This window comes from Actinoalloteichus sp. GBA129-24, assembly GCF_001941645.1.
Taxonomy (GTDB): domain Bacteria; phylum Actinomycetota; class Actinomycetes; order Mycobacteriales; family Pseudonocardiaceae; genus Actinoalloteichus_A; species Actinoalloteichus_A fjordicus.
Window position 1 is genome coordinate 4,146,092 of the sequence record NZ_CP016077.1, and the last position, 13,338, is coordinate 4,159,429.

A 13,338-nucleotide genomic window follows, 5' to 3' on the forward strand; every position below is an offset into this window, starting at 1 on the left:
CACTCCGTACCGATCGGAGTTCCCTACTGAAAGGATTCCGTTTGATGTCCCTGTCCTCGCTGTCATTCCGCTCTCGACGCTGGGCGATCGCCGCCGTCGTGGCGGTGTCGGCCACGACGACCACCGCCGTGCTCCCCGCCTCGGCGCAGGCCGACTCGGGTCGGGAGGCCGCGCAGGCCGCCGTCGACTCCTTCGTGTCCCAGGAGCGGGCGATGGGCGCCGCCGCGTTTCGGGTCGGCGGTGCCGACGACTGGAGCGTGCACGCCGGAACCGTGTCCAGTCAGGAGGATCGCCCGATCACCGACCAGGACCACTACCGGGTCGGCAGCGTCACCAAGACCTTCGTCGCCACGGTCGTCCTCCAGCTCGTCGCCGAGGGCGCGATCTCGCTGGACACCGGTTTCGGCACCTATGTCCCCGGACTCACGACGGGCACCGCCCACGATGACACCGCGATCACCGTCCGCCACCTGCTCCAGAGCACCAGCGGCATCGCCGACTACCTTCCCGGCCTGGCCGCGCTGCCGACCAACTGGTGGCAGAGCTACGACGTGACCGATCACGTCAGGACCGGGCTGGCCCAGGCCCCGCTATCCGCGCCGGGCGAGGAGCACCACTACTCCAACACCAACTACGTCATCCTCGGCCTGCTGATCGAGGCGGTCACGGGCAACACCGCGGCTCAGGAGATCGCCGACCGCATCCTCGTCCCGCACGGGCTGGCGAACACCGGCCTGCAGTCCGCAGGCGAGCAGCTCATGCCCGAGCCGTACGTGACCGGCTTCGTCGCGGTGCCGCTGGTTCCGGTGCGGATCGACGCCAGGTCACAGGACCCGACGATGGCCTGGACATCGGCGGCGATGTACTCGACCGCCGCCGACACGGCACGATTCCTCGATCTGCTGCTCGACGGCGAACTGGTGCCGCCTGCACTGCTGACCGAGATGATGACGCCGTTCCCCGGCGGGTCCTACGGCCTCGGCCTCTACGAGACCGAGTTGACCTGCGGGATGACCGTCTACGGGCACGACGGCCTGATGCCCGGATACACCACTCTCGCCCTCGCCGTCCCCGGTGGTGAGCAGGCAGTCGTCCTGGCCGCCGTCACCCCGCTCTCCGCAGCGGGCCTGCAGCTGCGTGTCGAGGCCGCCTCCGCCGTTCTCTGCCCCTGACCGACGAGAGGTCGCAGGCGGCCGCCGTGCCGCGTGAGGTCGGCGGCCGCCGCGACTCGTCCGAGGGGAGCACCGACTCTGTTGACCATCGCCGCGCGTGCCTCCTATCGTCGTGCCGGGGGACGGGCACGCTTCGGGGGTGGATGGTTCTGGACGCGCTCGACCCCGACACGACGCACGGGCTGGTGTATCGCACGCTGATCAGCAGGCCGCGCGCCGGGATCACCGAACTCGCCGCCGAGACCGGCATCACGCCCGCGGTCCTGCACGGCGTGCTGCGTCAGCTCGCCGCCGAGCACGTGGTGATTCCGCTGGACGACGACCGGTGGGAGGCGCACTCCCCCGCCCAGATCACCGAGTCCGCCCTGGACCGGGACGCCGCCCGGCGTGCGGAGCTGCGCAGATCCGGCGTCGAGCTGGAACGGGTCTTCCGGTTCGCCCGTCGGGAGAGCGGCCATTACGGACCGCTGGAGGTGATCGACGATCCCGTCCGCATCCTCGCCACCCTGCAGCGGATGCAGGCAGGCGCTCGGCGCGAGATGCGACTGATCGACCGACCGCCGTACTTCGCGCAGCCGCCGTACTACGCCGCACAGGAGAAGACTCAGCACGAGCTGATGGCGGCCGGGCTGAGCTACCGCACGATCTATTACGAGTCGGCCTTCGCCGACACGCAGATCCCCGACGTGGCGGCGATGGTCGCGGCGGGCGAGCAGGCCCGCACCCTGCAGGACCCCCCGATGAAACTGGCCATCGCCGATGACGACCTCGCCATGGTGACGGTGCAGTCGGAGAGCGGCCCCGGGGTGGTGTCGTTGTTCATCCGCCCATCCGGCCTGCTCACCGCCCTGTCCGACACCTTCGAGACGCTGTGGCGGCTCGCGATGCCCATCTCGGCCGTCGGCGTGGACACCCTCGACGACGAACGGGACCGCCGCATCCTCACGCTGATGGCCAGCGGCGCCACCGACGACGCCATCGCCCGCAGGCTGACGCTGTCTCGCCGCACCGTCGTCCGTCGGGTCGCGGCGCTGCTCGAACGCCTCGGCGCCACCACCCGGTTCCAGGCGGGCGTCCAGGCGGCCCGGCGCGGGTGGCTCTGATGCAGGCGGGCTCGCCGGATGCCCGGATCTGCGGTTCCCGGTGGACACGTCGGCGGGCGGTGACCCCTGGGCTGGGCGAACCCGATACCGAACGGCGTCCCGCTCTTCCATGAGCACACCGTGTCTCGAAAACCTGATCTCTTCAGATTCTCGTGTGCCCGCAGGTTCTCCTGCCACGACGGGCTGGCGGCGCCCCGTCCACACACCACTGGCTGCGACGGGCACGCAGAACGGCCTGCCGGATCACGTGGAGGGGTGCGCTCGAAACGGCGTGGCTCACGGAAGCAGCCGTGACTCCGCGACGCTCGACGCGGAACGGCTCGGCGATCGACAGTCAGGGATACAGGCCGTGCACCGCGACCCGCAGCGCCTCGCGGACCGCCTCGACAAGGCCCGCACCCTCGATTCGCCCCTCCCGGTCGCCCGCCGACGTCTCCTCGGCGTCGTCCGAGCCCCAGGCGTGGTGCTCCACGGCGGCGCGGAGGGCTCCGTTGACCATCGCGGCACGCACCCTGGCGCGCAGACCGTCGGGGCGGAATCCGGTCGACCGGCCGAGCGCGGTGGCGAAGATCAACTCGGCGTCGTCGTGCACCGTCAGCCAGACCGCACGCAGGCCCGGCTCGGTCCGGGTGAGTCGGATCAGGGCGAGCACCGTCGGCACATCGGTGATGGCCTGACCCGCCGCAGCCGCCGCCTCGTCGACGAGGACGGCCGGATCCGCGCCGGGGTGCCAGCGGGACAGCGCGCGGGTGACGACGTCGACTCCGGTGGTGAGCAGGGGACGGACGCAGCCCTCCTTCGTGGCCGCGTACCGCCAGAAGGTCCGCAGTGAGATGCCTGCGGCCAGGGCGATGTCCTCGGCGGAGGTGGCGTCCACGCCCCGCTCGGCGAAGAGCCGGACGGCCTCGCGGGCGATCCCCAGACGCATCTCGGTCTTGCGGCGTTCGCTGAGCGGCGGGCGCCCTGCCCTGGTCGCGGCGGCCGGGACGTCGACGTCCGCCGCGCCCGCGCCTTCGCCTCGCACCGGCATGTTCCCCTGCCCTTACTCCTGCACTACTGCCGTCACCCTACTATCTGGCACGATGGGACACGATGGCACTCCGTGCCATCAATGGGGTACGGCGGCACGCCGTGCCACCGACAGGACCGAGAGCAGCGGAGCGCCAGATGAGCAGTAGCGGACTCGACGGCAGCAGCGTGATCGTCACCGGGGCAGGAGCGGGCATCGGCCGCGCGGCGGCCCTGCGGTTCGCGGGCGAAGGCGCCCGCGTGGTGGTGGCCGACCTCGACGCGGACCGGGCGGCGGCGGTCGTCGCCGAGATCTCGGCGGCGGGCGGGACCGCCGTCGCGGCGGTCGGCGACCTGAGCGGACAACCCGTGGTCGACCGGGTCGTCGCCACGGCCGTGGACACCTTCGGCGGGGTGGACGTGCTGGTCAACAACGCCGGGATCATGGACGGGATGACCGCGCTCGCGGACGTCACGGACGCGGAGTGGGAACGGGTGATCCGGATCAACCTGACCGCACCGTTCCTCCTCAGCCGCGCCGTCCTCCCGCACATGCTCGCCAAGGGCTCCGGAGCGATCGTCAACACCGCCTCGGAGGCGAGCCTGCGGGGCAGTGCGGCAGGCGCCGCCTACACAGCCTCCAAGCACGGCGTCGTCGGACTGACGAAGTCCCTCGCGGTGATGTACCGCGACGCGGGCATCCGCACCAACGCCATCGCACCGGGCGGGACGAGGACCAGCATCGCCCTACAGCCTGGGGAGGGAACCGGTCCCGCCGTCCTGGCGCCGTACATGGTGAACCTGGGTCGGGTGGCCGAGGCCGACGAGCAGGCGGCGGCGATCGTGTTCCTCGCCTCCCCCGCGGCCTCCAACATCAACGGCGTCGTCGTCCCCGTCGACAACGGGTGGTCGGCGGTCTGAGGACGCACCGGCTCCGGCGCGGCGAGTCCGACCCGACCGCCGACCGATGCCGGGCGCGGTCGACTCCCCCGGAGCGTCGCCGACGAGGTCTCCTGAGCTGGTCGACGTCGAGCGGCAGGCCGAGGCAGGCACCGGCCTGTCCGCCCGCGGCCCGGCTCGGCAGGCGGGCGGATCGGGCTCGGGACCGGAGAACAGTCCGATCGGACCGGATCACCAGGTGACGGGCAGCGCGTGCAGGCCGTAGATCGTCATGTCCACGCGAAACGGGAGCTGCTCCAACGGCACGGCGGGCCGCATCGTCGGGAACCGACGCAGCAGCGTGGCGACGGCGATCTGGAGTTCGACGCGGGCCAGGGTCTGGCCGACGCACTGGTGGACGCCGAAGCCGAAGGCGACATGGCGCGCAGCGTTGGGACGGCCGATGTCCAGCACATCGGGATTCCCGAACTCTCGCGGATCGCGGTTGACCGCGGGAATCGCGATGATCACGCCCTCGCCCGCCCTGAGCCGCCGTCCGCCGATCTCGACATCCTCGGTGACCGCACGACGCGGTCCGTTGCGGATGATGCTGTGCAAGCGCAACAGCTCCTCGACGGCGCCTCGGATCAGTGCCGGGTCTTGACGGAGACGCTCGGCGGTCTCGGGGTCGCGCATCAGGGTCAGGGCGCTCAACCCGATCATGTTGGCGGTCGTCTCGAACCCACCGATCAGCAGGACCGCGGCGATGGCCAGCAGCTCGTGGCGGGACAGCTCGCCGGATCGCACCTGCTCGACCACCAGGCGACTGAGGAGGTCCTCACCGGGATCGTGCTCCTTGGCGGTCACCAGCTCGTCGAGGTAGGCAGCCAGTTCGTTCAGGACACCGGCAAGCTCCGCAGGGCTGCACTCGCGGGAGTTCATCCTGGCGGTGATGTCCCGAAATCGAGGGTGATCCTCCTCCGGGATGCCCAGGAGCAGACCGATCACCGAGGACGGCAGCGGCAGCGCCATCGCCGAGACCAGGTCGACCGGCCGTCCGGCCCGTTCCATCGCGTCGCAGAGTCCCTCGGCCAGCTCCTCGATCCGAGGGCGCAGGGCCTCGACGCGCCGGACCATGAACTCCCCCGTCAGCATGCGCCGCAACCGAGTGTGCTCGGGCGGGTCCATGCGGATGAAGCCGAGACTGACGATGTTCGTGTCGGTCGTGCTGCCGCCGACCATGCCGCTGGTCGGGAAGCCGGGTGTGGCGGGCACGGAGCTGAACCGTCGATGGTCGCCGAGCACCGCGCGGGCCTCGGCGTGACTGGTGACCAGCCAGGCCTCACTCCCGTCGTCGAGGGAGACCCGACTCAGCGGCGCCTCCGCACGCAACGCGTCCAGACCCGCAGGCAGGCCGAACGGACAGCCCGGCGGCGGGGCGACCGGCAGCGGCGGCACGGCGGACGCGACGGGGGAAGACACGGTCAGATCGCTCATATCGCTCCTGCTTCTCGAGGGCTCGTGCTGCACGAATCGCCCGTACGCACGCGGGTCAGGTCCGGCTGTTTCGCAGACACCGCAGGCGAACGGCGGTCGCTCGCCGAGCCACCCGGCCCGAGGCCACCGCCCCACGCCACGACACGACACGACACGACACATGCGCGCACAGTAACGATTTCCGGGCCGAATTGTCACTTATCGTGATCACCTGGACGTCGTCGCGGCCGGTCTCGGACCGGTCTGCCCGCCGCCACCGCGCGGCCGGTCATCCGGTCGGCACCAGGCCTCGGCGGGCCGAGGCGCGGACGAAGGCGGAGTCGCCGTCCATCACCAGGACTTTTCTCCACTCGGCATCCCCGCTTCGATAGAATCGCGGTTCGTCGATGCACACCGCACCACGGTGGTTCGGACTCGCCCCGAGCCGGGACCGTCCGTGCGGAGAAACCGGAAAGGACGCCCGTGACCACGCCGGTCGAGACACTCGAATTCCAATCCGAGGCCCGTCAACTGCTGCAGTTGATGATTCACTCCATCTATTCGAACAAGGACACCTTCCTGCGAGAGCTGGTGTCCAACGCCTCGGACGCCTTGGACAAGCTGCGGTTGGAGACCTACCGCGACAAGGACCTCGAGGCGGACACCTCCGACCTGCACGTTCGCCTGGAGGTCGACAAGGATCAGCGCACGCTGACGGTGCGCGACAACGGAATCGGGATGAACCGTGACGATGTCGTGAGCCTCATCGGCACCATCGCCAAGTCGGGCACTGCGGAGTTCCTCACCAAGCTCAAGGCCTCCCAGTCCCAGGACTCGGCGGTCGCCCAGGACCTCATCGGCCAGTTCGGGGTCGGCTTCTATTCGAGTTTCATGGTCGCCGACAAGGTCACGCTCGTGACCCGCCGGGCAGGCGAGGTCGAAGGCGTGCGCTGGGAGTCCGACGGCGACGGCACTTACACGATCGGTCCCGCCGAGGACGCCCCCCAGGGCACCTCGGTGATCCTGCACCTCAAGCCTGCGGACGCCGACGACCAGCTCTACGACTACACCTCGCCTGCGAAGCTGCGCGAGGTCGTCAAGCGCTACTCCGACTTCATCACCTGGCCGATCCGGATGGCCGTCGAGGCCCCAGCCGCTCCCGAGACGGCAGCGGCGACCCCGGAGGCCGACGGGGAGCAGGCCGACGCCGAGCAGGCGAAGGACGACGCCGCGACGCCGGCGCTGGAGACGCTCAACTCCATGAAGGCCCTGTGGGCCCGTCCCAAGGACGAGGTCACGCAGGCGGAGTACACCGAGTTCTACAAGCACGTCAGCCACGACTGGACCGACCCGCTGGAGACGATCCGGCTCGCAGCCGAGGGGACCTTCGAGTACCAGGCGCTGCTGTTCCTGCCCTCCCGCGCGCCGCTGGACCTGTTCATGCGGGACACCAGGCGCGGCGTGCAGCTCTACGTCAAGCGCGTCTTCATCATGGACGACTGCGAAGAGCTCGTCCCCGAGTACCTCCGTTTCGTCAAGGGCGTCGTCGACGCCCAGGACCTCTCGCTCAACGTGTCGCGGGAGATCCTCCAGCAGGACCGTCAAATCCAGTTGATCCGCCGACGCCTGGTCAAGAAGGTGTTGTCGACGATCAAGGACATGATGGCGAACAGCCCGGAGAACTACGCGACCTTCTGGTCCGAGTTCGGCCGCGCCGTGAAGGAGGGCCTGCTCTCGGACTTCGACAACCGCGAGGCGATCCTGGAGATCTGCTCCTTCCCCTCCACACACGACGAGGAGAAGCCGACGAGCCTGCGGGAGTACGTCGAGCGAATGAAGGAGGGTCAGGAGCACATCTACTACCTGACCGGCGACTCCCGGGCGAGCATCGAGAACTCGCCGCACCTGGAGGCGTTCCGGGCCAAGGGCTACGAGGTGCTGGCGCTGACCGACCAGATCGACGAGATGTGGATCGACTCGGTCGACGGCTTCGACGGGACGCGCTTCCAGTCGGTGGCCAAGGGGCAGGTCGACCTCGACACCGAGGAGGAGAAGAAGACCTCCGAGTCCGAGCGCGCCCAGCGGGAGAAGGACTTCGCGACCCTGCTGTCGCGCATGTCCGCGAGCCTGGCCGACGAGGTGAAGGAGGTCCGGCTCTCCGCCCGGCTGACGACCTCCCCCGCCTGCATCGTGGGCGACACGCACGACGTCACCCCGACTCTGGAGAAGATGTACCGCGCGATGGGCCAGGACATCCCGCAGATCAAGCGCATCCTGGAGCTGAACCCGACGCACCCGCTGGTGACGCGCCTGCGCGCCGCCCACGATGAACAGCCCGACGGCGACGGTGACGGCGCACTCGCCGAGACCGCCGAGCTGCTGTACGGGATGGCGCTGCTCGCCGAGGGCGGCGAACTCGCCGACACGGCACGGTTCACCCGGCTGCTGGCGGGCAGGCTGGAGAAGTCGCTGTAAGAGCCTGTCTTTGATCCCCCTGGAGTCGTGAGCGGGGATCAGCGTGGCCGAGCTGCCAGGCGGAGGAAGGAGACCTGACGGAGTCATGTCGACTGACGACAACGCCGCAGATCGCCGCGCCTGCCCCGCGCAACAGGACAGTGGGGATCAAAGACAGGCTCTCAGACAGCGGACCGGGCCACGGCCTGGGTTCGGACGCACTGTCACCCGGCGTGCTCTGTACCGGGGACACGGCGACGGGCGTCCGGACTCGGGTCGTAGTCCGGGTTCGGGCGCCACCGTGGCGGTCGCCGCAGGCCCGCGGCAGGCACTCAGCACCGCAGTCACGAAGAAGTACCCGGACCGCCCGCGCTTTTAGAATCCGATAATGGACAGGAGATGTCGTATCTGCGGTGGCCCGGTACAGGAATTCCTCGATCTGGGTCGGCATCCGACAGCGAACGGTTTTCCACTGCCTGCCGAGTCCGACCGCGAGACGCTCTTTCGCCTCGCCATCGGTTCCTGTGTGCAGTGCACGATGGTGCAGCTCATCGACGAGATGCCACAGGAACTCCGATATCATGCGGAATATCGATATCACGCCTCCGGATCAGCGGGCCACCGACGACATTTCGCCGAGAACGCACGTCGGCTCCTGGCTACGGAACTCACCGGCCGAGACCCGTTCATCGTGGAGATCGGCAGCAACGACGGCGTCCTGCTCGCCTCGATAGCCCAGGCAGGGATCAGACATCTGGGGGTGGAGCCGTCCGCGACCGTGGCCGAGGTGGCGGAGTCGAAGGGCGTGCAGGTGCTGCGGGCATTCTTCGACGAGCGGACCGCCGAGGCGATCCGCTCCGGACACGGCATGGCCGACGTCGTGTTCGGAGCGAACACGATCTGCCACATCGCCCACATCGACTCCGTCCTGCGTGGAGTCGACGCGCTGTTGGCGCCCCACGGCGTCTTCGTGTTCGAAGAGCCCTACCTCGGAACGGTGATCGAGGGCACCGCCTTCGACCAGATCTACGATGAACACGTCCTGTACTTCAGCGTGACGTCGGTGCAGGCGATGGCCGCGCACTTCGGCTTCGAACTGGTCGACGTCGAGCCCACTCCCCTACATGGTGGGGAGATCCGCTACACGCTGGCGCGCGTCGGAGCACGAGCCGTGCAGCCGTCGGTTCCGAGGATGATCGGCGAGGAACTGACGCGAAAGCTGACGGACCCTGCGACGTTCGAGCGCTTCGGCCGTACCGTCGAGCGGATCCGGGAGGACCTGGTCACGCTACTCACCAGATTACGGGCCGCCGGAAAGCGGGTGGTCGGCTACGGCGCACCCGGCAAGTGCGCCACAGTCACCAACTACTGCGACATCCGCCCCGACCTCGTGCCGTTCGTCTGTGACTCCACCCCCGCCAAGCAGGGCCGACTCGTCCCGGGGTCGCATCTACCGGTACGGCCCCCTGCGGCGTTCAGCGATCCATACCCGGATTACGCCCTGCTGTTCGCGTGGAATCACGCGGACGAGATCATGGCCAAAGAACAGGACTTCCGCGCCGGCGGCGGGCAGTGGATCCGCTATGTACCGGAGGTCCACATCGTCTGAGGGTGCCCCGGGTCGGCACGAATCTCACGATCCGGGCGTCTTTCCATGGCGCGGCTGCCTCGACGTGAGTCGCGCCGTGCGGCGTTCGTCGCCCGGTCACCATGGGTGTCTCCAGCCGGCCCAGGTCCTCAGCAGAATGGCGGCTCAGCGCCGTCTCCTCCGAAGCGACGCACGCCCGAGTTCCGGCCCTCGGCTCAGCCGCCTGCTGCGGCGCAGCGGAGACCGGGCGGACGCACCGTGTGGAGGTACGCGGACCAGCCACGCCGGGCTCTCGGCCCGGTCGACCAGGAACGGCTCTCGCCGCACCGCGAACCGCGTCCCGGCCCGCCGGGCGCTCGATCGAAGCGTGCGACGGGCGCACGACGGCAGTCGTCGACGCAGAGCAGCGCGATCCACGATCACCGCGCAGGCTCGGCGTCGACACCTCGTGCGCGCAGGCGAACCAATCCGAACGCGACGGGCGCCGGAGCCTCGTCAGCGACCTTCGTCGGCCCGACGGCGCGCACGGACCGAGGACCGCACTGCGGTGACGACGCGTTCCACGTCGTCGTCGCTCAACGACTGGTGCATGGGCAGCAACAGCGTCCGTTCGGCGGCATCCTCGGCGTCCGGGAGGACGACGTCCGAACCGTACGCCGCCACTTTGTGCAGGAGGGGGTACCGGAAGGTGGTGTAGATGCCACGTTCGTAGAGATCGCGAGCCACCTCGTCCCGGATGCCACCGTCGAACCTGACCCAGTACATGTAGTGGGAGGTCTCGTGTCCCTCAGGCAGCTGAGGAGGACAGGACATCCCCTGGAGCCCCGCGAACTCCTGGTCGTAACGACGCGCGACCTCACGCCTGCGTGCCATGAACTCGGGAAGCCTGCTGAGCTGGACACTGCCGACGGCGGTGAGCACGTCGTTGGTCACCGACCGCCGGGCGAAGGCCGACACCTCGAACTCCCACCATCGGGTACGGCTGCGCTGTGCCTGGTCGTAGCCGCTGGCCTGCTCGAGACCGAAGTAGGCGAGTCTGGGTGCCCTGGCCGCCAGTTCCGGATCACGAACGTAGAGCATCCCGCCGTCGACGGTGACCACGATCTTGCCGTGGTCGAAGCTCCAGACGGCCAGGTCGCCGAACGTCCCACACGCCCGACCGTCCACCCGAGAGTCGATGGCGATGGCGGCGTCCTCGATCAGAAGCACCCCGCGCTCTCGGCACAGTTGCGCGATGGCCGCGATGTCGCCGGGATACCCGCCGTAGTGCAGCACGAGCACTGCCTTCGTCCTCGGCGTCATCGCAGCCCGGATCGAATCGGCAGTCGGGTTGAGTCCGTGAGGATCCACATCGCAGAACACCGGCCGGGCACCCCGCGCCGCGACGGCGTTGGCAGCACCGACGAAGCTCACCGTCGGCATCACCACCTCGGTGCCGGGACCGACGCCTGCCAGCTCCATCGCCAGAAAAGTCGCCTCGGTGCAGGAGTTCACCGAGGTGACGTGACCAGGATCGACCCCGATATGCCGGGCGAACTCCGCCTCGAATGCCGCAGTACGCGGCCCCCGCCCGATCCAGTTGCTCTCGAAGACCTCCTGCACAGCGGCCAGCTCGCGCGTTCCGAGCGACGGTTGAAATATATTGATCATCTCACTCATCACACACTCCGATTCGAGTTGGCCGGGACGAACGATCCCGTCATCATGGTCCCAGCAGGCGCCGCGATTCGGTAGCTCCCTGACTAGGTCCGCACGATCCGACAAATTCAATCCATCAATGCGACACCGGTCGGAACAGAATTCCGCAAGCGCGGCCCGGGGGAATCCGTTGACGCACCACCTTTGCGGGCACGCATCGGCGACTGTCGTACGACGGCGGAACACGCTGCACCGACGGTGAGCACCTTGCGACAACTCACATAGTCTACCGCGCTGCTAACGTGGCAGGCGACCGAGTGGTCACCGGAATTCGGCCGCATCTCGGCCCGACGCCATTCGCAGGGAATCGGCCGCACTCTGCCGACAGCTAGGGAAGAGCAGTCATGCGATTCATTCCACGGTTTCGTCACCCCCGTATCGCCGTCGTCGGTTTCGGTTATGTCGGGTCGTGTCTCGGGGTCACGCTGGCCGAACTCGGCAGGCCCGTCGTCGCGATCGACAAGGACGGCGTGTTGATCGACGAACTCCGAGCGGGGCGGTGCCCGATTCCGGAGCCTGGTCTTTCCGAGGCGGTGGCCAGGCTGCACGGCTCAGAGCTGCTGACGTTCACCACCGACCACGACGCCGTACGAGACGCGGACATCGTGATCATCACGGTGGGCACGCCGGTGGATGAGCACGGCACCCTCCTGACCGACGCACTAGAGCAGGTCTGCGGGCAACTCGCCGCCCGGCTACGACGGGAGCAGCTCGTGATCCTCAAGAGCACCGTCTCACCAGGGACGACCCGCACGCTGGTCGCACCCCTGCTCGAGCGCTCCGGGCTCCGCGTCGAGCACGATTTCGGACTGGCGTTCACTCCGGAGCGGCTTGCCGAGGGGTCCGCACTGGCGCAACTGCGCACGCTGCCGATCGTGGTAGGCGGGTGTGGACCCGACAGCGCCGCGGCCGCCGAGCAGTTCTGGGCGCAGGCCCTGGAGGTCCCGACGCAGACAGTGCCGACACCGGAGACAGCCGAGGTCGTCAAGCTGGCCACCAACTGGTGGATCGATGCCAACATCGCCATCGCCAACGAGGTGGCCCGACTCTCGGCGGCCTTCGACGTCGATGTACTCGACGTGATCGGAGCTGCCAATCAGCTGCCCAAGGGCGAACGGCACGTCAACATCCTGCTGCCCAGCATCGGCGTCGGCGGGTCGTGCCTCGTCAAGGACCCGTGGATGGTGTGGCGAGCCGCACGTGACCGGGGCGTCGATCTGCGGACCATACCGGTGGCCCGCCAGGTCAATGAGGCTATGCCAGGTCACAGCCGCCAGGTGATCAGCGATGAACTCCTCAAGCTCAACGTCAGCCCCGCAGCGGCGAAGGTCGCCGTGTTGGGCGTGACGTTCAAGAACGACACCGGCGATCTCCGCAACACACCGGTCAAGGGAGTGGTGGACGCCCTGCTGGCTGCGGGGACGACGGTGACGTTGTTCGACCCCTTGGCCGATCCCGATGCCGTTCACGACATGTTCGGCATCCGGCCCGAGTCGACGCTCGAGGCCGCGGTCGACGGCGCGCACTGCGTCGCGATCCTCGCCGGGCACCGCCAGTTTCGCGAGATCGACTTCGCGGCGCTGTGTACGGTCGTCGCCGACCAGTGTCTGATCTTCGACGGGCGGATCTACTACCCGGCCGACACGATCCGTCGGCTCCACGACCTCGGGCTGCACTACCGGGGGATCGGGCGTTGACCAGCGGGGCGCCCGCGATCCGCCCCGTACTTCGCTCGGCACCGCGATCGACGTAGGCAGGCAGGCACGCCCGGCAGGTTCCCCCACGAGTCGGGCTCCGCCTCCCACCGCCGTACCCGTCTCCGCGCTGAAGGCGTCGGGGCCGCTGGGCGTGTACCACGGCATCGCCCGCCGAAGAGGGACGACTTCCCGGCAGGCAGTCCTTCGGGTCCCAGTCACGTCCCGGTATTCCGTCGGCGATGCCCGACGGGACGGACGCCGTC

Annotated in this window: 9 protein-coding genes; 6 read left to right on the forward strand and 3 right to left on the reverse strand. The window is 68.8% G+C overall.

Annotation, left to right across the window (positions count from 1 at the left end):
* Positions 1-44: 44 nt before the first annotated feature.
* Together UA75_RS17960 and UA75_RS17965 are read left to right on the forward strand one after the other, a co-directional pair.
* The gene (locus UA75_RS17960; protein WP_075741226.1) at positions 45-1,172 is read left to right on the forward strand and encodes a serine hydrolase domain-containing protein; all 1,128 of its coding nucleotides are present in this window, start codon (positions 45-47) and stop codon (positions 1,170-1,172) included.
* Between the two features lie 143 nt (positions 1,173-1,315).
* Positions 1,316-2,275, forward strand: coding sequence for a helix-turn-helix transcriptional regulator (locus tag UA75_RS17965; protein WP_075741227.1), 960 nt, complete (start codon positions 1,316-1,318; stop codon positions 2,273-2,275).
* Positions 2,276-2,609: 334 nt separating this feature from the next.
* Here the strand turns inward: UA75_RS17965 and UA75_RS17970 are convergent, their stop codons facing one another.
* Positions 2,610-3,305, reverse strand: coding sequence for a TetR/AcrR family transcriptional regulator (locus tag UA75_RS17970; RefSeq protein ID WP_075741228.1), 696 nt, complete (start codon positions 3,303-3,305; stop codon positions 2,610-2,612).
* Between the two features lie 137 nt (positions 3,306-3,442).
* On the opposite strand from UA75_RS17970, the gene UA75_RS17975 reads away from it, so the two are divergent.
* On the forward strand, positions 3,443-4,204 hold the full coding sequence (locus tag UA75_RS17975) for an SDR family NAD(P)-dependent oxidoreductase (RefSeq protein ID WP_075741229.1): 762 nt from the start codon (positions 3,443-3,445) through the stop codon (positions 4,202-4,204).
* Positions 4,205-4,414: 210 nt separating this feature from the next.
* On the opposite strand, the gene UA75_RS17985 is transcribed toward UA75_RS17975, so the two are convergent.
* Complete coding sequence (locus UA75_RS17985) at positions 4,415-5,659, reverse strand: cytochrome P450 (protein WP_198044170.1); 1,245 nt, start codon at positions 5,657-5,659, stop codon at positions 4,415-4,417.
* A gap of 462 nt (positions 5,660-6,121) precedes the next feature.
* Here UA75_RS17985 and htpG point away from each other — a divergent pair, with 462 nt between their 5' ends.
* Together htpG and UA75_RS17995 are read left to right on the forward strand one after the other, a co-directional pair.
* Positions 6,122-8,113, forward strand: a complete 1,992-nt coding sequence (gene htpG / locus UA75_RS17990) for a molecular chaperone HtpG (RefSeq protein ID WP_075741231.1) — start codon at positions 6,122-6,124, stop codon at positions 8,111-8,113.
* A gap of 367 nt (positions 8,114-8,480) precedes the next feature.
* On the forward strand, positions 8,481-9,701 hold the full coding sequence (locus UA75_RS17995; protein ID WP_075741232.1) for a class I SAM-dependent methyltransferase: 1,221 nt from the start codon (positions 8,481-8,483) through the stop codon (positions 9,699-9,701).
* A gap of 474 nt (positions 9,702-10,175) precedes the next feature.
* On the opposite strand, the gene UA75_RS18000 is transcribed toward UA75_RS17995, so the two are convergent.
* A complete protein-coding gene (locus tag UA75_RS18000) occupies positions 10,176-11,339 on the reverse strand; it encodes a DegT/DnrJ/EryC1/StrS family aminotransferase (RefSeq protein WP_075741233.1) in 1,164 nt (387 codons plus the stop codon).
* Positions 11,340-11,722: 383 nt separating this feature from the next.
* Here UA75_RS18000 and UA75_RS18005 point away from each other — a divergent pair, with 383 nt between their 5' ends.
* Complete coding sequence (locus UA75_RS18005) at positions 11,723-13,075, forward strand: nucleotide sugar dehydrogenase (RefSeq protein WP_075741234.1); 1,353 nt, start codon at positions 11,723-11,725, stop codon at positions 13,073-13,075.
* Positions 13,076-13,338: the final 263 nt, after the last annotated feature.